Annotated in this window: 21 protein-coding genes; 15 read left to right on the forward strand and 6 right to left on the reverse strand. The window is 60.0% G+C overall.

All coding sequences use genetic code 11. The features are described from left to right. Positions 1-161: 161 nt before the first annotated feature. A complete protein-coding gene (locus DGA31_RS27250; RefSeq protein WP_109514627.1) occupies positions 162-848 on the reverse strand; it encodes a GntR family transcriptional regulator in 687 nt (228 codons plus the stop codon). A 335-nt stretch (positions 849-1183) separates the two neighbouring features. Between DGA31_RS27250 and DGA31_RS27255 the strand changes: the two genes are divergently transcribed. The 5 genes from DGA31_RS27255 (at position 1184) to DGA31_RS27275 (ending at position 6109) form a co-directional block, all read left to right on the forward strand. Continuing rightward, positions 1184-2320 (forward strand): ABC transporter ATP-binding protein, encoded by a 1137-nt coding sequence (locus DGA31_RS27255; RefSeq protein ID WP_109514628.1) that lies wholly within the window; start codon positions 1184-1186, stop codon positions 2318-2320. Next, positions 2320-3654 carry an ABC transporter substrate-binding protein gene (locus tag DGA31_RS27260; protein ID WP_109514629.1) on the forward strand — a complete coding sequence of 445 codons (1335 nt, stop codon included), beginning with the start codon at positions 2320-2322 and terminating at the stop codon, positions 3652-3654. Before DGA31_RS27255 ends, DGA31_RS27260 begins: the two co-directional genes overlap by 1 nt. Before the next feature lie 81 nt (positions 3655-3735). After that, complete coding sequence (locus DGA31_RS27265; protein WP_109514630.1) at positions 3736-4590, forward strand: ABC transporter permease; 855 nt, start codon at positions 3736-3738, stop codon at positions 4588-4590. Between the two features lie 2 nt (positions 4591-4592). Beyond that, a complete protein-coding gene (locus tag DGA31_RS27270; RefSeq protein ID WP_109514631.1) occupies positions 4593-5411 on the forward strand; it encodes an ABC transporter permease in 819 nt (272 codons plus the stop codon). Continuing rightward, on the forward strand, positions 5408-6109 hold the full coding sequence (locus DGA31_RS27275; protein ID WP_109514632.1) for an aspartate/glutamate racemase family protein: 702 nt from the start codon (positions 5408-5410) through the stop codon (positions 6107-6109). Before DGA31_RS27270 ends, DGA31_RS27275 begins: the two co-directional genes overlap by 4 nt. Before the next feature lie 16 nt (positions 6110-6125). On the opposite strand, the gene puuE is transcribed toward DGA31_RS27275, so the two are convergent. Continuing rightward, positions 6126-7058 (reverse strand): allantoinase PuuE, encoded by a 933-nt coding sequence (gene puuE / locus DGA31_RS27280; protein WP_109514633.1) that lies wholly within the window; start codon positions 7056-7058, stop codon positions 6126-6128. A 316-nt stretch (positions 7059-7374) separates the two neighbouring features. Between puuE and DGA31_RS27285 the strand changes: the two genes are divergently transcribed. Next, positions 7375-7941 (forward strand): isochorismatase family protein, encoded by a 567-nt coding sequence (locus DGA31_RS27285; protein WP_109514634.1) that lies wholly within the window; start codon positions 7375-7377, stop codon positions 7939-7941. 26 nt (positions 7942-7967) lie between these two features. Here the strand turns inward: DGA31_RS27285 and DGA31_RS27290 are convergent, their stop codons facing one another. Then, positions 7968-8912, reverse strand: coding sequence for an alpha/beta hydrolase (locus tag DGA31_RS27290; protein ID WP_161959237.1), 945 nt, complete (start codon positions 8910-8912; stop codon positions 7968-7970). Between the two features lie 119 nt (positions 8913-9031). Here DGA31_RS27290 and DGA31_RS27295 point away from each other — a divergent pair, with 119 nt between their 5' ends. Both DGA31_RS27295 and DGA31_RS27300 read left to right on the forward strand, forming a co-directional pair. Further along, the gene (locus tag DGA31_RS27295) at positions 9032-9970 is read left to right on the forward strand and encodes a LysR family transcriptional regulator (protein WP_109514635.1); all 939 of its coding nucleotides are present in this window, start codon (positions 9032-9034) and stop codon (positions 9968-9970) included. Positions 9971-10046: 76 nt separating this feature from the next. Continuing rightward, a complete protein-coding gene (locus DGA31_RS27300) occupies positions 10047-10700 on the forward strand; it encodes a LysE family translocator (RefSeq protein ID WP_241509665.1) in 654 nt (217 codons plus the stop codon). Here the strand turns inward: DGA31_RS27300 and DGA31_RS27305 are convergent. Then, positions 10660-11190 (reverse strand): hypothetical protein, encoded by a 531-nt coding sequence (locus tag DGA31_RS27305; RefSeq protein WP_241509664.1) that lies wholly within the window; start codon positions 11188-11190, stop codon positions 10660-10662. The two genes, DGA31_RS27300 and DGA31_RS27305, sit on opposite strands and share 41 nt — an antisense overlap. On the opposite strand from DGA31_RS27305, the gene DGA31_RS30100 reads away from it, so the two are divergent. Then, entirely contained in the window at positions 11179-11307 is a 129-nt protein-coding gene (locus DGA31_RS30100; protein ID WP_421958017.1) for a hypothetical protein, read from the forward strand. The two genes, DGA31_RS27305 and DGA31_RS30100, sit on opposite strands and share 12 nt — an antisense overlap. A gap of 150 nt (positions 11308-11457) precedes the next feature. Here DGA31_RS30100 and DGA31_RS27315 read toward each other — a convergent pair whose 3' ends face one another. Then, the gene (locus DGA31_RS27315; RefSeq protein ID WP_109514637.1) at positions 11458-12342 is read right to left on the reverse strand and encodes a LysR family transcriptional regulator; all 885 of its coding nucleotides are present in this window, start codon (positions 12340-12342) and stop codon (positions 11458-11460) included. A gap of 112 nt (positions 12343-12454) precedes the next feature. On the opposite strand from DGA31_RS27315, the gene argC reads away from it, so the two are divergent. Further along, a complete protein-coding gene (gene argC, locus DGA31_RS27320) occupies positions 12455-13399 on the forward strand; it encodes an N-acetyl-gamma-glutamyl-phosphate reductase (RefSeq protein WP_056837680.1) in 945 nt (314 codons plus the stop codon). 15 nt (positions 13400-13414) lie between these two features. On the opposite strand, the gene DGA31_RS27325 is transcribed toward argC, so the two are convergent. Further along, positions 13415-13969 carry a MarR family winged helix-turn-helix transcriptional regulator gene (locus DGA31_RS27325; protein ID WP_056837682.1) on the reverse strand — a complete coding sequence of 185 codons (555 nt, stop codon included), beginning with the start codon at positions 13967-13969 and terminating at the stop codon, positions 13415-13417. Positions 13970-14181: 212 nt separating this feature from the next. On the opposite strand from DGA31_RS27325, the gene DGA31_RS27330 reads away from it, so the two are divergent. The 5 genes from DGA31_RS27330 (at position 14182) to DGA31_RS27350 (ending at position 19877) form a co-directional block, all read left to right on the forward strand. Then, positions 14182-15432: a Rieske 2Fe-2S domain-containing protein gene (locus tag DGA31_RS27330; RefSeq protein ID WP_109514638.1), complete on the forward strand. Its 1251-nt coding sequence runs from the start codon at positions 14182-14184 to the stop codon at positions 15430-15432. A 57-nt stretch (positions 15433-15489) separates the two neighbouring features. After that, positions 15490-16446 (forward strand): PDR/VanB family oxidoreductase, encoded by a 957-nt coding sequence (locus DGA31_RS27335; protein ID WP_206606851.1) that lies wholly within the window; start codon positions 15490-15492, stop codon positions 16444-16446. Between the two features lie 149 nt (positions 16447-16595). Beyond that, entirely contained in the window at positions 16596-17915 is a 1320-nt protein-coding gene (locus DGA31_RS27340) for an MFS transporter (RefSeq protein ID WP_109514639.1), read from the forward strand. A gap of 128 nt (positions 17916-18043) precedes the next feature. Beyond that, on the forward strand, positions 18044-18877 hold the full coding sequence (locus DGA31_RS27345) for an ABC transporter substrate-binding protein (RefSeq protein WP_206606852.1): 834 nt from the start codon (positions 18044-18046) through the stop codon (positions 18875-18877). Between the two features lie 19 nt (positions 18878-18896). Then, positions 18897-19877 carry a fumarylacetoacetate hydrolase family protein gene (locus DGA31_RS27350; protein ID WP_109514641.1) on the forward strand — a complete coding sequence of 327 codons (981 nt, stop codon included), beginning with the start codon at positions 18897-18899 and terminating at the stop codon, positions 19875-19877.

Below are 19877 nucleotides of genomic sequence, written 5' to 3' on the forward strand. Positions count from 1 at the left end.
TTTGAGAGACGTAGTAATACCTTGTGATAAGACATCGTACAAGATGGTTGGCTTGATGGTTTCAGGTGACATCAATCGGCAGCACGCCACCTTGCTGATTTTTCTTCCTGGCAAGCAGCAGTCCACACGATCTTGGCTTTGATTGAGCACACGGATACACGTTAAGACGACTGTGCAAACACCTTGAACAGATCAACGTCCTCGTTTTGCGCAGGCGCCAGGCGCAAGCGCTGTTCGATATTGAGCAAGTGCTCCTCCATGCGCTGCGTCGCCTGCTGAACATTCCCTTCCAACAGCGCCGTGGCCAGGGCTTCGTGCTCGTTGTGCGAGCACTGGATGCCGCTGTGATTCTCATACAGGGCGATGATCAGCGAGCTGCGGGCAATCAGGCCTTCGAGCATTTCGCCCAGGGTGCTGTTACCGGCAATGCGGGCCAGCAAGCGATGGAAATCACCTGACAGCCGGATGAATTCGGGCCTGGCCGGTTCGTGCCCAAGTGCCAGCTCGGCTTTGAGGTGCGCTTTGATGGCCCGGCGGTCGAGGGCCTGCATGCGCTTGCAGGCTTCTTCGATCAGGGCTTTTTCGATCACCTGGCGGGCGGCGAACACTTCGCGGGCCTGCTGCGGCGTGGGTTCTTCAACGAAGGCGCCACGATTCATTTCCAGGCGTACCAGCTTGAGGTGGGCCAGTTCGCGCAAAGCGCTGCGAATGTGGTTGCGGTTGGCCTGGAAAACCTCGACCAGATTGAGTTCGGTCAGGCGCGTACCGGGCGGCAGGCGCTGCTCGACGATTGCATCGTAAATCGCGTTATAGATGCGTTGCACTTCACGAATGACGTGACTGGCCATGGACGATGCTCTTGGATAGGAAAGTCTGGGCGGTTGAAGCCGGGTTGCAGTGTAATTGTTAACAATGCAGCCGCAAAGAGCCAAGACCTTCGGCAAACGGGTGCACGTTTTTATCGCGCTGCCCTATAGCTGTGCGAGACCACCATGTTTCAAGGATTGGCCTGCCAGGAGACCACCCTGAGGTGGTGCCTGGAAGCGATAGAAAAAGTGCCGTTTTTCAGCCAGATAGACCGCTGCGTAGCCTTCAGGCAGGCATTGCGGGCGTTGAAGTGCGGGCTTGGCATATCGATTGCTAACACTTTTATATCAATTGTTAGCGATCTTAGGCGGCGAGCATGTCTGGTAAAGGTCAGGTCGAGCTGGTGGCGGTGCACAAGGCCTACGGTACGCGGGTAGCGGTCAGTGATATCCATCTGAAGATTCCCAGTGGCAGCTATTGCTGCCTGCTCGGTCCCAGCGGTTGCGGCAAGAGCACCACCTTGCGCATGCTGGCCGGGCACGAGGCGGTGAGCGAGGGCGATATCCTCATGGATAACCGCAACGTCACGGACTTTTCGCCGACCCAGCGCGGAACGGCAATGATGTTTCAGAACTACGCGTTGTTCCCGCACATGAACTGCCTGGACAACGTCGCCTTCGGCCTGCGCATTGCCGGCATGGCCAAGCCCGAGCGCCACGCCAGGGCCCGTGAACTGCTGGCGCTGGTGAACATGCAGGATTACGCCCAGAGCTACCCCGAGCAGCTTTCCGGTGGTCAGCAGCAGCGTGTGGCGCTGGCCCGCGCCCTGATCACCCAGCCGGATGTGGTGCTGCTCGACGAGCCACTGTCTGCCCTCGACCCGTTTTTGCGGATTCGCATGCGCAAGGAACTCAAGGCGATCCAGAAGCAATTGGGGCTGACCTTCATCCATGTCACCCACTCCCAGGAAGAAGCATTTGCCCTGGCCGACCTGGCGGTGGTGATGGATGGCGGCCGGATCCAGCAGGTCGCGCCGCCGCGAGAATTGTTCGAGCGCCCGGCTACGCCCTTTGTCGCGCAATTCATTGGCGGTCACAGCCTGATGCAGGGCGAGCTCGGGCCGCGTGAGGCGGATCGGGTGGTGCTCAGCGTCGACGGTGCAGGGCAGGGCAGCCTGAGCCTGGCGCAACTGGGCGACGACTACGCCGAGGCTGCTGTGGGCACACCGTTGGCGTTCTCGGTGCGCTGTGACCACCTTGACATCCTGCCGCCTGACAGCGCTGTACCGTCTGGCCAGTTCGGTCTGCCGGCGCGGGTCTGCGATGTCGAGTTTCAGGGGGCCTTTATCTATGTCGAATGCCAGACCGCCCGTGCGACGCCGCTGATGGTTTACCTGGCCGACCGCCGACATCAGGTGCCCGAGGTGGGCGCCGAGGTCTTGCTGGTCTGGGATGCCGCGCACCTCAACCTGTTCTCCCCGCAATACGCCAATCCGACCCAGGAGGTTCACTGATGAGTGAGCACGACGACAGCACTGCGCAATGCCCCGCCGAAACCCCGCAGCTGGAAGCCGCCAAGGGACTGTCCAGGCGCAGCCTGATCAAGGGCCTGGGGGTCGCCTCGGCGGTGGCCGTGGGTTCGGGCGCGATCACGGGGTTTCCGATGATCTGGGCACAGAACATCAAGAACATCACCTTGCGCCAGTTCGGCACCGGGGTGTCCAACCTCAACGACATCGCCATGAAGGCCAGGGAAGACCTGGGCATCACCCTGCAACTCACTGCGCTGGACTCCGATGCAGTGGCGCAGCGTGCCGTGACTCAGCCGCGCTCCTTTGATATTGCCGACATCGAATACTGGATCGGCAAAAAGGTGTTTCCGTCCGGCACCATGCAGGCCATGGACACTCGCCGGCTGAAGAACTTTGACAAGATTTCGCCGTTGTTCATCAACGGCAAGCTGAACGCCGGTTCGGTGATCGCCCAGGGTACGGCACCGCACACCGTTGGCTTCGTCGAAAGCGCCGATTCGCTGAAATTCGCCAGTGAGCCGACCCGCTGGATGACACTGGTACCGACCATCTACAACGCCGACACCCTGGGGATTCGTCCTGATCTGGTCGGGCGCCCGATCAAGAACTGGCGCGACCTCATGGACCCGGCTTTCAAGGGCAAGACGTCGATTCTCAATATCCCGTCCATCGGCATCATGGACGCGGCGATGATGTGCGAGTCCATGGGAGAAATCACCTACGGTGACAAGGGCAACATGACCCAGGACGAGATCGACAAGACCATTGCCATCCTCATGCAAGCCAAGAAAAACGGTCAGTTCCGCGCCTTCTGGAAAAGCTTCGATGAATCGGTGAACCTGATGGCTTCCGGTGAGGTGGTGATCCAGTCCATGTGGTCGCCGGCCGTGGCCGCCGTGCGCAGCCGCGGTGTGGCCTGCACCTATCAGCCTCTGGAAGAGGGCTATCGCGCCTGGGGCGGTGGCATCGGTCTGGCCAGGCATCTCAGCGGCCTGGAACTCGATGCGGCCTATGAATACATCGACTGGTACCTGTCGGGCTGGGTCGGTGCCTACCTTAACCGCCAGGGCTATTACAGCGCCGCCCCGGAGACTTCCAGGCAATACATGAGCGCCGATGAATGGGGTTTCTGGATGGAAGGCAAGGCGGCCCGGAACGACATTCTCAGTCCGGACGGCAAGGTCATGGAAAAGGCCGGTGCGGTGCGTGATGGCGGTTCCTACGAGCAGCGTATGGGCAGCGTGGCCTGCTGGAACTCGGTCATGGACGAGAACCGCCACATGGTGCGCAAGTGGAACGAGTTCATCGTCTCATGACCCGGTCTTGACGGTGGATGGCGCTGTTTCATCCACCGCAATGCCTGCGACTTACCTTCTTTTCCGCAGCCTGGATTCGATATGCGCACCGCCATCTCCAACATCAGCCACCTGCAAGCCCTGCCGCTGGCGTTGACCCTGCTGCTGTTCCTGGTCTTTCCCATCATGGTGATCGTGGTGGTGAGCTTCTGGGACTACGACGCCTACCAGTTGATCCCGGACTTCATCTTCGGCAACTATCAGTACCTGCTGTCTTCGCCGACGACCTTGCAGGCCTACCTGAACACCTTCAAGTATGCCTTGCTGACCTGGCTGATCACCCTGGCGCTGGGCTTTACCGTGGCCTACTACCTGGCCTTTCACATCCGTAGCAACAAGGTGCAGACCTTGTTGTTCCTGCTGTGCACCATCCCGTTCTTTACCTCCAACATCATCCGCATGATTTCCTGGATACCGCTGCTGGGGCGCAATGGCCTGGTCAACAGCAGCCTGATCGGTACCGGGCTGATCGACCAGCCGCTGGAGTTTCTGCTGTACAGCGAATTTTCCATCGTCCTGGCCTATGTGCACCTGTACACGCTGTTCATGGTTGTGCCGATCTTCAACACCATGATGCGCATCGACCGCCGCCTGATCGAGGCGGCGCGGGACGCCGGCGCGCAGACCTGGCAGATCCTGCTGCTGGTAATCGTGCCGCTGTGCAAGTCAGGGATCCTCATCGGCAGCATTTTCGTACTGACCCTGGTGATGGGCGATTTCGTCACCGTGCGCATCATGGGCGGCGGCCTGCATGCCTCGGTCGGCGTGCTGATCCACAACGAGATCAGTCTGTTGCAATACCCGGCAGCGGCGGCCAGTGCCGTGGTGTTGCTGGCCACGGTGTTGCTGATGCTGGTGGTGATGTTCCGCCTGGTGGATATCCGTAAGGAGTTGTGATCATGAAATCCAAGGTACGTCCGTGGAGCTTTTATTGCCTGAGCCTGTTCTTCGGCCTGTTCGTGCTGTTTCTCTACGGCCCGACGCTGACCATCGGCATCCTCTCGTTCCAGGGCCCGGACGGCGGGCTGACCTTTCCCATGAATGGCGTGTCCCTGCACTGGTTCCACAACCTGTTCCAGGCCCAGCAGGTGGGTGATTTTGCCGGTGCGTTCAGCCGCTCGATTCTCCTGGGCCTCGCGGTGATGGCGTGCACCCTGGTGTTCTCGGTGCTGGCCGGCTTCGCTTACCGGCGACCCTTCGCGGGCAGCCAGGCGCTGTTCTACCTGACGCTGGCAAGCCTGATCATTCCGTCGATCCTGGTCAGCCTGGGCATTGGCCTGATGTTCGACCGCCTCGGCTGGGAGCCGGTCTGGTACAGCTCGGCGTTTGGCGCGCACCTGACCTGGACCTTGCCGTTCGGCCTGCTGATCATGTTTGCCGTGTTCAACCGCTTCAACCGCGCCTACGAAATGGCCGCGCGCGATCTTGGCGCCAGCCCCTGGCAAACAGTGCGCCTGATCGTCCTGCCGCTGATTGCACCGAGTCTGTTCGGGGTGGCGCTGTTCGGCTTCACCCTGTCCTACGACGAGTTCGCCCGCACGTTGATGGTCTCTGGCAGCTTCAATAGCCTGCCCCTGGAGATCTTCGGCATGACCACCAATGTCACCACGCCGGTGCTCTATGCACTGGGCACCCTGACGACATTGTTTTCCCTGGCATTGATCGGTCTGGTGTTGCTGTTGATGAGCCTGAGCCAGCGAATGAGGAAACCGGTATGAACATTCGTGTGATCAACCCCAATGGCTCGGCGGGCATGGCGAGGTTGCTGGAGGCAACCTGCCAGGGCATCAAGGCGGCAGAAACGCAATTGAGCGTGATCCATCTGCCGGGCTCGGTGGCCAGTATCGAAGGCGCTGCCGATGGTGTGTACGCCGCTTACCACTTGCTGGAGGCGATGCGCCAAGGCCAGGAGGAGGGCGTACAAGGTTTTGTGATCGCCTGCTTCGACGACACCGGCCTGGACGCCGCCCGCGAGTTGGCCACCGGCCCGGTGCTGGGCATTGGTGAAGCGGCCATGCACGCGGCGAGCATGCTGAGTGTGCGCTACTCGATCCTCACCAGCCTGCCGCGCTCGATTCATATCATTGAACGCAACATGCACAGCTATGGCCTGCAACGGCGTTGCGCCAATATCCATGCGGCGGATATTCCGGTGCTGGAACTGGAGCGCGACCCGGTCCATTACCTGCGTCTGCGCGCGCTGGGCCAGCAGATCCTGCGCGATGACCGCAGCGAGTGCCTGGTGATGGGCTGCGCCGGCATGAGCCAGTGGGCGCAGCGCCTGCAGGAGGACCTTGGCGTGCCGGTGGTCGATGGCGTGCAGGTGGCGCTGAAATGGGTGGAGTCCCTGGTGCAGTTGCGCCTGGGCAGCAGCAAGCACCTGAGTTATGCCTGGCCACGCAGCAAGGCGGTCTAGAGTCTGTTGCATCCCGTCAGGGGCGGTAGGGATGATGCTCGATCCAGTGGCGGGCAATATCGACGCGACGCGCCACCCAGACACGATCATGGGCTTCGATATGGTCGAGAAAGCGCTGCAGTGCCCGGAAACGCCCGGGGCGCCCGACCAGCCGGGCGTGCAAGCCGACCGACATCATCTTCGGCGCGGTTTCGCCTTCGGCATAGAGCACGTCGAAGGTGTCTCGCAGATAGGCGAAGAACTGATCACCGCTATTGAAACCGCCGGGGCTTGAGAAGCGCATGTCATTGGCATCGAGGGTGTAAGGCACGATCAAATGCGGCTCATGCACACCCTGCCGGGTTTGCATTTCGGTCCACAACGGCAGGTCGTCGCCATAGTAATCGCTGTCGTACAGGAACCCGCCATGTTCGGCCACCAGGCGCCGGGTGTTGGGGCTGTCCCGGCCGGTGTACCAGCCAAGCGGTGGCGACCCGGTAAGTCGGGTGATGATGTCAACGGCGCGCTGCAGATGTTCGCGTTCAAGGTCGACCGGGGCGTTCTGGTAATGCAACCAGCGCCAGCCGTGGCTGGCGATCTCGTGATTGCGATCAATCAGCGCCTGGGTGATTTCCGGGCAGCGTTCCAGGGCCATGGCGACGGCAAAGGCAGTGAGCGGCAGGCCGCGCCGCCGGAATTCATCGAGTATGCGCCAGACCCCGGCGCGTGACCCGTATTCGTACATCGATTCCATGCTCATGTGCCGATCGGCAAAGCTCTGGGCGCCGACAATTTCAGAGAGAAATGTCTCGCTCTGGCTGTCGCCATGCAGCACGCAGTTCTCGCTGCCTTCCTCGATATTGAGCACGAACTGGACCGCGATGCGTGCACCGCCCGGCCATTTGGCATCGGGTGGGTTGCCTGCGTAACCGCGCAGGTCGCGGGGATAGTTCGGGTGTTGCTGAACCATGGACAGGTTTTCCTTGAAGGCCTATCAGTACCGCGCGTGCTCTTGACGGCTCCATCTTGAGGCCAGGATTGATGAATGAGTCGCCGGTTATACGGGCATTTGCATCACGCTCAGAAAGAGCAAGTTTCACGCCATTCCCTGCACGAGTAAGCAGGGGCGGGGAACGGATCATTTCTGTCGACTCAAGGGCCTGCCAGGCTGTTCACGATAAGTGCGCTGTTCGCATCATCCGCACTGTAATTGCACGCTGGCAGTTGCTGGCAGCGGTTCGTTTCAGCACACTCGGCCTTCAGCGTTCTTGAGGTGATGAAGTGACATGAAGGATCAATCCGGCCCCATCCCCCTGGTCATCCTTGACGTTCAGGAGGCGATTGATCAGCCGAACTGGGAGGGCAAAAGTAATCCTGGTTATCTGGCGGTGATTCAACGCCTTCTTGAACACTGGCGGTCAAACGATTGGCCGGTTATTCATGTAAAGCACGATGAGCAAGCGCCTGCATCCAGTTACTACGTTCATGGCCCGTGGAACGGCATAAAGAAAGAGGTGGCCCCTGTAGCGGGAGAAATCGTGGTCATCAAACAGGAAAACTGTGCCTTCATCGGCACTGAACTGGACGCTGTGCTCAAACACCTGCAGGCGACGCGCCTGGTGCTGACCGGGGTGGTCATTCATAACAGCATGGATGCGACGGTTCGTGCGGGCAAGGCGCTCGGCTATGGCATCATTCTTCCTTCAGACGCCACCACCGCCGTGCCCGTGGCAGGGACGAATGGAGCGTCCTGGAGCGCCACGACCGTGCATGAATTGACCTTGGCGATTCTCGGTAACGAGTATGCCGATGTCATGTCATCGGACGAAGTGATCGCACAGTTCACCATATGAAGTCAGGTGGCAGCCACTGATTGATCTCACGTGCACGCAGCCTGTGAGCGATCAGCGTCGGCCAGCCCCGCCTCAATGAAGCGCACCGAGCTTTCCATGGCCTGCTGAGCTTCTGGCAGCCGGGTGGCGTAGAAGTGCCAGGCGTGGAACATCGCCGGCCATACTTCCAGGTTGACGCGAACGCGGTTGTCAGCCAGGTGAGTGGCAAGACGCATCGCATCACTGAGCATCAACTCGTTCTCGCCGATCTGCACCAGGATCGGCGGAAGTCCAGTGACGTCTGCGAATACGGGCGAGGCCAGGGGGTGATTGGCCAAGGTGTCGCCCAGGAACGCTCTGGCAAGAATATCCAGAACAGGCTTGGCGTTCAGAGGGTCCAGGCCTTCGCGATTGCTCATGGACGCACCGGTGTGTTCAAGGTTGGCCCATGGCGAAATGGACGAGCCAACCGCAGGCAATGCCAGTCCTTGTGATTTGGCCGCCACCATCACGCTGACAACCATCGCACCACCCGCTGACTCGCCAGCGAATGCAATCCTTCTGGCTGGCACGTTCTGTTCGAGCAACCATTCATAGGCGCGCAGTGTGTCGTTGATGGAAGCCGGGAACCTGTGCTCGGGGGCAAGGCGGTAATCGGGCATGTACACCCGGGCACCCAGCCTGTTTGCATAGTTGCCGCCGATGCCATGGTAGCCATCCGGACGTCCGACGATGTAGGCGCCGCCATGGATATACATCAATACAGCGTCGGTCTTGATTATGTCCGGAGTGACCAGTGTGCCTGGCACCCCGCCCATGTCGACGGTTTCAAACCTGACACCGGCAGGCGCTGGATTCTGCGCAAGCATGTGGGCATAGGCGTCGCGGATGTCGCTCATGCGTGTGGTGGTATCGATTCCCTTGAGAACAGGCACCAGGTCGCCAAGGCTGTTGGCCCAGGCGTGTACAGCCATTTTTACTTCAGTATTCATCATGATCTCAATTAGTTTGGGGTTTTTTAGTGTCTAATCGAGATGCTATGCTTGTCATTGGGGAATAGGGTTCCCTATAGAAGGCGTAAAACCGCCCGAACATCGAGATCTCAAGGCTTATGGAACTCCACAACCTGAACGACATTGCAGCTTTTGTAAGCTCGGTGAATGCCGGAAGCTTCACGGCAGCGGCAAAGCAACTGGGCCTGACGCGCTCGGCGGTGGGCAAGTCGATTGTCAGGCTCGAAGCGCGTCTGCAGGTGAGACTGCTCAATCGCACCACGCGTAGCCTGAGCATGACCGATGACGGACAGGTGCTTTATGACCGCTGCGTGGGCGTCCTTCAGGATCTGGATGAGGTGGAGGAGGCCCTTGCGTTTCGGCGCGCCACGCCCAGTGGACGACTGCGTATCAGCCTGCCGGTTGCACTGGGCAGGCTCCACATCCTCCAGCATGTAGAGAGTTGTCTGAGGGAGTGGCCATCGCTCAGTATCGACATCGCCTTTTCCGACAGGCTGGTCGACCTGATTGATGAGGGATTCGACCTGGCCATACGTATCGGGCCTCCCAGGGAGGATTCCCGATTGCTGACGCGCACCGTGGCCTACCAGCAAATGATCAGTTGCGCTTCACCCAGGTATCTGGCTGAACACGCTCGGCCTGAAACACCCGAAGATCTCTCCGCTCACCAGTGCCTGCATTTTGTCAGCGGTGGAAGACTGCTTCCCTGGCATTTTCGAGTCGATGGGCGCCCCTGGCCCTTTACGCAGGGCGGCAGGCTGCAGATGGACAGTGCCGAGTCCTTGCACCAGTCAGCGGTCGCAGGCCTGGGTATCGCGACGCTGCCGTCTTATGTCGTCAATGACGATTTGCGCAGCGGCAAGCTTGTGCAAGTGCTTGCAGAGTATGCAGAGGCCGCAGAGCCTGTCCGGGTAATCTATCCCAGTAAGCGGCACCTCTCGCCAAAAATTCGGCTCTTCATCGATAAGCTCGTGCAGGCCTGGTCGCCGTGTGCCCCCTGGGAACAGCCTTTGGCGCCAGGCATGTGTTCTGCCTGACCCGCAGGGCACGTGCAATGGATCAATGTCCGGCTCATGCGGCAGCATGGTATCCACTTGCCGGGTCTGCCCCTTGATGCGACGATCTGGTCTTTTCTCAAGCACAGGGAGTGTCGCCATGCTGACTCAATCGTCACTGTGGTTTTTTGTGGTTCCGTTTGCCATCGCCGCGGCCATTCCCGGACCTGCACAAGGCGCGTTACTCGGCCAGGTGGTGTCCAGGGGAGCCAGATCGACCTTGCCATTCATCGTCGGCATGGTGCTGGGCAATGCCCTCTGGCTGCTGGTGGCGATCCTTGGCCTGGCTGCACTGGCCTTGCAGTTTGAACAGGCTTTCGTGGCAATCAAGTGGCTGGGCATTGCTTTCATCCTGTTTGTCGCCTGGAACCTCTGGTCGAACAATACCGGGCAGTCTCAGGCGCCTGTCCAGCGCTCAGCCGCGCGGGGTCTGTTATCCGGTGCCCTGTTGACGCTGGGTAATCCGAAGGCCGTGGTTTTTTTTGGTGCCGTCCTGCCTCATGCATTCGATCTGACGCGTCTGAGTACTGCCGAAGTGGTGTTGATCATGGCGCTGGGTATTGGCATCGATCTGTCGATCCAAATGGTCTACTTACTCACAGCTTCGCGCATCAAACGCGTGATTCGCTCACCGGCCGCCATGAAGCAGCTGAACCGTACATCCGCTGGCGTCATGGCCGGGTGTGCCGGGTGGATGGCGATTTCGCGGTGACCGCTGGCAAGACCGTAGTGTTCTTCCGGGCCTTAGTGGCAACCGCTTCATTCTCATGGCCAGTGTCATGCGCGATCAAATGATGCATGGCAGCCCGGATTTCGCTCAGCCCGGCACCTCGGCCGAATACGAATCCGGCGAAGGCGGGGACACGATGGTCTTGTTGTCGTTCATGAACACCCGCCCATGCACATACGCGTGGATGGCGCGTGCCAGTACCTGGCTCTCGACGTCGCGACCCAGGGCGACATAGTCCGATGGGCAGTACCCCGATTTTCCAGCGATACAACAGGTCGCTCAGACAGTGGCCGAAGCGCGACACCATCAGGATCACTTTGCGCTGGGTGCGCTCGTCGAAAAACGCGTGGTCCATCTTGTACTTTGCCACCAGCGGCGCAAAGGCTTCTTCCAGTTCCTGCAGCGAGCGACCTTCCTCGGAGCGAAAGGTGATGCGCATGAAGTAATGCTGCGTGCTTTCATGAAAAAGCACACTACCAACCCTGATGTGGCGCGCTACCTGGGAGCGGGCAGCGACCTGAAGATCAAGCGCGGTTTGAACGCGCTGTGGAACCAGGGCGGTATTCAGTACGCGGCGCCAGTGCGCTGAGGGCTGTCACGCCCGACCGGGTCGGGCGTTTCCAGATACGTTGGCACATTCACCCCACTCGGTCTGCAGCGCCTCGCGCTGTTCAGCCCGCGCCAGCCCCAGGTTGGCACACACCTGTATGAATAAAGAACCTCGAAAACAACCCCCGTCTCAATCGGCACTCAACTGCCACAGGACATCCAGCACATGCTGTGTCGAGCGCTCGACGTTGCCGGCGCGATGGGCAATGCCCAGTTGCCGCCAGAGGGCAGGCTGCAAGGGGCGCATGACGATGCGGGTGTCGGGCAGTGGCGTATCGGCCTCATGAGGTAGCAGGGTCGCACCATAACCGGCGGCCACCAGGCTTTTGATCGCATCGTTGTAATTGAGCTGGATACGCGGTGCAGGGTGCTGGCCTGCGCTGGCAAACCATTCTGAGGTCTGACGCGAAAGCCGGGTGGTGCTGTCGTTCAGAATCAGCGCCCGGTCGGCCAGCCAGCCGGGGGTGATCAGGTCCGGGCATGCCCAGCGTGCCGGCAGGAAGGCCATGACCGGATCGCGCCGCCATGCCTTGATCGTCAAGCCTTTCAACGGCGCCTGGGGCAATGCCACCAGGCCGATGTCCAGCGTGCCCTCGACCAGTTTTTTCAGGGTTTCCCGGGACGTGAGCACCGCGACCTGCACATCGATGGCCGGATGGTCCCGCCCCAGGGTTTCCAGCGCCTGCGGCAACAGCTGCGCGATGGCCCCGGTTGAAGCGCCCAGGCGCACCCGGCCGGCCAGGCCCTGCACTTGGCGCTGTACATCCTCCAGTGCTTGCTCGGCATCGGCCAAGAGCCGCCTGGCGCGTTCGATCAGTGTGTCGCCCAGCGCGGTTGGCTGGACCCGGCCGCGGGTGCGCGACAACAGCAACCCGCCAACCCGCGCTTCAAGATCGGTAATGTGCAGGCTGACCGTGGGCGGCGCCAGGTTCAATTCACGAGCCGCCTCGGCAAACGAACCCAGGTCGGCGATGGCCACCAGCGTGCGCAGGCGGTCCAGGCTGATTTCACGCATGGGGATTCCTCGTTCAGAAAAACTGAACAAAACCGTTTTAAAATTCAACTTTTATTATTCCATGGCGATGCGCAAGATCACAGTCACTGACTTCTCTTGCGAGCACCTTCTCATGGCAATACCCCTGGTTTTTATCGACGGCGACCAAGGCACCACCGGCTTGCAGATCCAGCAGCGGTTGCAGGGGCGTACCGATTTGCGCGTGCTTACGCTGGCACCTGAGCAGCGCAAGGATCCCAAACACCGGCGTGAGGCCATCAATGCCTGCGACATCGCGCTGCTGTGCCTGCCTGATGACGCCGCGCGCGAGGCGGTGGCGAGCATCAACAATCCGGCGGTGCGGGTGATCGATGCCAGCTCGGCCCACCGTACCCATCCAGACTGGACCTACGGCTTTGCGCAACTGAGCGCGCAGCAGGCGCAGCGCATTGCCGGCGCACAGCGGGTCAGCAACCCCGGCTGCTACCCCACCGGCGCTGTGGGCCTGTTGCATCCGTTGCTGGAGGCGGGATTATTGCCCCGGGATTATCCGGCCAGCATTCATGCCGTGTCCGGCTATTCCGGGGGCGGTCGCGCGGCCGTCGAGGCGCATGAAGGCGCCAAGGCGTCGCAGGCGCTGGCGTTTCAGGTCTATGGATTGGGGCTGGCGCACAAGCATGTCCCGGAGATCCAGCAACACAGCGGCCTGAGCGAGCGGCCGCTGTTCGTGCCGTCCTACGGCAATTTTCGTCAAGGCATCGTGCTGACCATCCCCCTGCATATGCGTTTGCTGGCGCCCGGTGTCGATGCACAGCGGCTGCAGGCATGCCTGGAGCAGCATTACGCCGGCACCGGGACTGTGCAGGTCATGCCGATGCAGCAGGCCAAGGCCTTGACGGCCATTGACCCACAGAGCATGAACGGCACCGATGATCTGCAATTGATGGTGTTCGACAATGGCAGCCAGGTCTTGCTGGCGGCGGTGTTCGACAACCTGGGCAAGGGCGCGGCCGGGGCGGCGGTGCAGAACCTGGAACTGATGCTGGCCGGTAACCTGACTCGAAAAACAGCGTCCTGACGGGCAGTGCAGCCTTCAAGGCTCATTGCGTGCCAGCGGGTTTTTGCTGTCAGGTGTGATGCTCAGCCAGCCACCTTCAAGCACCTGCAGCAGTTCACCCAGTTGTTCGATAGCGTGCGGTTTGCCCTCAAAGCCGTGGATGGCCTCGTTGCCGGCCTGTGCCAGCCGGTCGATGGCCGCGTCCGCCAGGGCCATGCCGGACGGGCTGAGCTTGATCAGTTGGCCGCGCCGGTCCAGCGGGTCAGGAATGCGCAGGACCACGCCTTTTTCGACCATCTTGTCGGCGCGGTAGGTGGCCGCGCCCGACGTCACTTTCAGCAACCGGAAGACGTCGGTAGGCCGCATGCAATAGGGCTCACCGCTGCGCCTCAGGGCGAACAGCAGCATCAGCTCCTTGTAATCAAGGCCCATGTGTTCGGCGATGTCGGTGACATGCTGATCGATCAGCAAGGCCAGGCTGCGAATACGGATCAACAGTGACAGGCCGTCATGCTCAAGATCGGGACGCTCCCGGCGCCACGCATTGGCCACGGCTTCAGGGCTGACGGAAGGGGAAAAGAGCTTGTTCATGAGCGGCTCGAGGGTGCAGAGCTTCGATCATACCTCAAGGATCCACATTCTGTAGCGACGGCAAACGGACTTACGACGATAACGTTAATAGGTTAACGGTTTGGCTTGACACCATGATCGGGCAGGCTTAGCGTAGATATACCTTAATTGTTAAGATTCTTCTTGGTTAAGGTAAAAGCCCTGAAAGCCTGAAAAATAAAAAGGACCCGACCATGCTCACTGCTGAACAGAATCGCCTGTTAACCGATGTCTCTCTAGGCACGCCTCTGAACCGCTACTGGAAACGACAGTGGATACCGGCGTTGCGCAGCGCCGCCCTGGAGCCGGGGGGAGCACCGGTCAAAGTCGAGCTGCTGGGCGAGCACTATGTGGCTTTTCGTGGCGACAACGGTGAGGCCGGTTTTCTGCGCGAGGCGTGCCCCCATCGCGGTGTCTCGCTGGCGCTGGGGCGTAACGAGAACAATCGCCTCACCTGCATTTTTCATGGCTGGAGCTTCAATGCCGAAGGCCGTTGCGTAAAGATGCCCACCGAGAAAGACCAGGGTTTTTGCGACAAGGTAAAAGGCCAGGGTTTCCGGGTGCGAGAGGGGGGCGCGATCGTATGGGTCTACCTGGGTGAGGGTGAGCCGCCCGCGTTCACCGATTACGCCTTCACCTACCTCGGCCGCGAGCATTGCCGGCCACGGGCGTCCTACAACGAGGCCAACTGGCTGCAGAATCTCGAGACGCTGCTGGACTCGGCGCACATTGGCCTGCTGCATGCCGACACCACGGCAGACAAGCGCCTTCCTCAAGCCGGGCTGCAACTGGTGTCGGGCAATGACACGCCGAAATACACCCTGGAAAGCCGACCTTACGGCCTTCGTTCCTACTCCCTGCGCACCAGCGGCGGCGAGCAGGACTACCTGCGCGTGACCGAATTCGTGGCACCAGGCACCGCCTTCATTGGCACCACCGACGCGGAAGCCGGCTTCGTCATTATCGTCGTGCCGGTCAATAACACGCGCAGCCTGCAGTGGTACGTCTACTGGGACACTCGTCAACCGATCGACCAGAACCTGCCGGATTTCGCCTTGCTGGGCACTGATGAGTCGGATGACAACTTCGCCGCTTCACGCCAGGGCACGCCGAACTATGGGCAGGACCGGGCGGCCATGCGTGCCGGTGAAAGCTGGAGCGGCATCCCTGGCGTGATTTTCGAAGACTACGCCGTGGCCGAGAGCATTCCGATTGTCGACCGTACCCGTGAGTTTCTGGGCAGTGGCGATCTGGCCATCGTGCGCCTGCGGCGTGAGTTGATGGAGCGGATACGCCTGAGCGAAGCGGGTGAGGACTGTCTCAAGGCCGAGCAGTCCGACTACCGTGCGCTGCGTGCGCTGGCAGCGATGATTCCGGTACAGACCGATATCCGGGTATTTACCGACAGACAGCAAGATGAGCGTCGCAAGACGTTCTCTGCCTGATTTGCGCTGGCGCCGGCCAGGCCGGCGCTGTTCTGTGCACTGCCGCTTGAGGTCATCATGCAAGCTTCCATGCTTTATCCGGTTTATGTGAAATCGATTACCCATGAGGCCGAACAGGTACTGGCCTTTGATCTGCGGCCAGTCTCTGGCATTGAACTGCCTCCATTTACGGCCGGTGCGCACATCGATGTGGTCATTGAAGGCATGCCGACCCGCAGTTATTCCCTGCTCAATCATCCCGACGATAAAAACCGCTATGTGATTGCCGTGGCCAGAGATCCCGCCAGTCGCGGCGGCTCAAGGTACTTGCACGAACGGTTGCGATGCGGTGCCACGTTGCAGGTTGGCGCGCCGAGAAACCTGTTTGCGCTGGACCCGGCTGCCTGCGAAACGGTATTGATCGCCGGCGGTATCGGTATCACGCCACTGTGGAGCATGGCCCAGCAACTGGAGTCGCAGGGCAAGCCGTGGACGCTTTATTATTTCGCCCGTGAAGCCAGGCATGCGGCACTGCTTGAGCGAATCGATGCGGCGTCGCGAAACAATGTCGAGTTGCTCTACGCCCTGACGCCCGAGCAAACGATGGCAACGCTGCGCGGGATCTTCGCTGCCGACGCCAGCCAGCGGCACTACTACTGTTGTGGTCCGGCCGGCATGCTCAAGGCCTACAAGGAGGCCGCCGCCGAGGTGGATTCCACACGCGTGCACTTTGAAAGTTTTGTGCCCACTCACGAAATGGCCTGCGAAGGGGGTTATGAGGTGCACCTGGCCCGGTCAGGGAAAACCCTTGCGGTTGACAAAGGCCAGAGCCTTCTGGAGGCGATGCTTGCCAGCGGCATCGAGGTCATGAATTCGTGCAGAGAAGGTATCTGCGGTGCCTGCGAAGTCGCTGTGCTGGAAGGCGAGCCTGACCATCGTGACTCTATCCTGAGCGATGACGAGCGTCAGGCAGGCAAGTCGATGTTCGTCTGTTGCTCCGGTAGCAAGTCCTCGCGCCTGGTACTGGATATTTAAACGTCGCACTCCAGCGATGACCACACAGGTCGTGTCCAGCGGTTCCTTTCAATGGCTGTGCAACGAGCCTTGCATGGCCACGCCCGTGATCGCTTGAGGCGCGGGTATCAAACAAAGCCCTGATAAATCCAATAATAAGGTAGGCCGGCATGTCTTTGATCGACGCCCACACACAAACAGCGAAGCCTGATAATGAGGCGTTGCCTGATCTGATTCACCGCAAGAATGCCGTCAGGCTCATTCCGCTGCTCTTTATCTGCTATCTGTTTGCGCACCTGGACCGTATCAATATCGGTTTCGCCAAAATCCAGATGAGTGCTGACTTGCAGTTCAGCAATAGTGTCTACGGGCTCGGCGCCGGGTTGTTTTTTGTGTCCTATATGCTGTTCGGTGTGCCGAGCAACATGGTGCTTGATAAAGTCGGCCCGCGTCGCTGGATTGCGTTTCTCATGGTGTCGTGGGGCTTGATGTCTGCCGGCATGATGGGGGTGGAAACGCCTCTGGCGTTTTATGTCTTGCGATTTCTTCTGGGGGTCGCAGAAGCAGGGTTCTTCCCAGGCATTCTGCTGTTTATCAATCGCTGGTTTGCCACAAACCGACGCGCTCAGGTGACCGCCTGGTTTGCCATCGCCGTCCCTATGGCAGGTGTGGTGGGCGCCCCCGTTTCTGGCTGGATTCTTGAGGCTTTTTCTGACAGCAGCACCTTGCGTGGCTGGCAATGGATGTTCCTGCTCGAGGGCTTGCCAGTGGTGTTGCTGGGGCTGGTTGTGTTGAGCGTGCTACCGGACAACTTCAACGAAGCGCGCTGGCTTGCCGAGCATGAGCGCATTGCCTTGGGGCAACTCGTGGGCGGGCAGGCATCAATCGATGAACGGGGTCGCTTCGGCACGCTGCTGCGTAACCCACAGGTCGCGTTATTGATTGTCATCTATTCGGCCGTGATGCTCGGCATGGGGGTTGTTGCCTTCTGGATGCCGACCTTGATTTCGGGTGCCGGTGTCGCTCACAGCCATCAGATCGGTGTGCTGAGTGCCATTCCTTACCTCGTCGGCTGTTTTTGCATGGTGTTGACAGGGCGCTCTTCGGATCGTCGGCGTGAACGCCGATGGCACGTATTCATTCCTCTGCTGGCGACAGCTATCGGTATCGCGCTGACCGCCCTGGCGCCTCAAAGTCTGTTGCTTGTCATGCTGGGCATGGTGCTGGCCTGCGCGGGTGCCACGACGGCGCTTGCCATGTTCTGGCAACTGCCTGCAGGCATTATCTCGAGCCGGGATCTTGCCATAGGCATTGCCTTTGTCAGCTCATGCGGCAGCGTGGCTTCATTTCTCTCTCCGGCGCTGGTCGGCTGGATGAAAGACAGCAGTGGCAGTGCAAGTCTTGCCCTGCTTCTGCTCAGCGCCCTGATCCTGATCGGCAGCGTGGTCGTATTTGCACTGCCGAAGCACCAGGTCAATCCCGCCAGGTAATGACTGGCGATATCCGGGCCACTGCCTGCCACCCGGCAGCATTTCACTCGGTCAGACAGATTGACGATACGATACGTTCAGTATTATATTTGGTGCCACATCTGCGAGTCATAACAATGAATAACAATATGCTTCGTGTCATCTGGTTTGTACCGCCTGCCGTGTCCATTGCGGCCTCCTGGGAAGCCTCTGATCGTGTCGAACTGCAATCAAGGCAGACCCTGTCTTCCGATGAGCAGTTCGAAGCCCTGTCCAGCGGTGCAATGGACGCGGCTGTAACATCGATGGATAACGTGCTGCACTGGAACCTGCGTCCCGGGCCGCAGGACTTTGTCATTGTGGCGCAGGTCGAGAGCACCACACCTTTGAGCTTGATCGGCCGATCGAAGGTACAAGCGCTTCAGGACCTGGAAGGTGCCAGCATCCTCGTCGATGCACCCGAAAATGGTTTCGTCATTGCACTCAGGGCTCTGCTGGGTGAGGCGGGCCTGGCCAGGGATGCTTATTCCCTGGTGCCTGTCGGGGGCGTCAAGGAGCGCTTTCAGGCGTTGGTCGACGGACAAGGGGACGCCACGTTATTGGGCCCGCCATTCGATTCACTCGCCCTTGCCCAAGGGCTCGTGACCATTGCCGGCATTCAAGCTGCTTACCCACTGTTTCCCGGGCAGGGCGTGGTCGTCAGGCGCACCACACTGCTCAACAATCCGGCCCTCAAAGCCTGGATCGCCTTGCTCGCGCAGGCCGTACGCGGCATCGGGGGCAACCTGAACAAGCTTGAATCGGTATTGGCCAGCCAGTCCATGCCCGCCAGCGCCGTCAAGGCGATGATCGATACCTTTCCGACGACCCTGATGCCCAGCGTACAGGGCATCGAACTGTTGATCGCCCACAGAAAGCAACTGGGCCTGTTGGGGGCAGAGGCCTCTTACGCGTCGCTCGTCGATACCTCTCTGCTCAAGTGACTACCCCCGGAGGATATGAATGAAAACATTTGCACTCGGCACCTTTTCAACGGCCCAGGATCCCTCGCGCAAGTTTGCCGGGGTGGTGGTTGACCACAAAGTGGCCAACCTTGGCGACCTGGCAAAAGAGTATGGATTTGCAGGGCTGATCGACAAAACCGTGCTGTCGCTGCTCGATGACTGGCAGCGCAGCCTTGAAGATTTGCAACAACTGGTGCACCAGGCGTCTGCGCATGACTGGACCGATGAGCGCGAGTTGCGCTTCCATTCGCCTGTGGATCTGCCGCGTCAGGTCTTTTGCACCGGCGCCAACTACCGCAAGCATGTCGTGGACCTGACCGTTGACTCCAAGGTGGGTCCTGAAGGACTCAACGACGATGAGCTGCGGGCATGGGCCGAGGACATGATGGACAAGCGCGTGGCCCATGGGGAGCCGTACGTCTTTACCAAACCGGTCTCGGCCATTTCCGGTGCCTACGACGATCTGGTGCTGCCGCCCACCACCCGCAAGCCTGACTGGGAGCTCGAGCTGGCCGTGGTGATCGGTCAGGAGGCTTATAACGTCAGCGAAGCCGACGCCATGAATTACGTGGCCGGTTATACCATCGTCAACGATATTTCAGCCCGCGACCTCATCCCCAGGACAGACTACAAGATGCTGGGGACCGACTGGCTGCGCTCCAAAGGTCAGCCAGGGTTCCTGCCGATCGGTCCTTATCTGGTGCCCAGGTGCTTCATTGAAAACCCTTATGAGCTGTCGATGAAACTGACGGTTTCGGGTGCTGTGATGCAGGACGAGACGACCGCCGACATGCTGTTCAATATCGAAAAGCAGATCGCTTATATCACCCGTTATGCACGCCTGTTGCCCGGTGACATTATCTGCACCGGTTCGCCGGCCGGAAATGGCACTCACTACAATCGCTTCCTTGAAGCCGGCGATGTCATGGAGGGCACCATCACAGGCCTGGGGCATCAACGACAGAAGTGCGTCGTGTGA

The sequence above is a fragment of the Pseudomonas ovata genome (assembly GCF_003131185.1).
GTDB lineage: Bacteria > Pseudomonadota > Gammaproteobacteria > Pseudomonadales > Pseudomonadaceae > Aquipseudomonas > Aquipseudomonas ovata.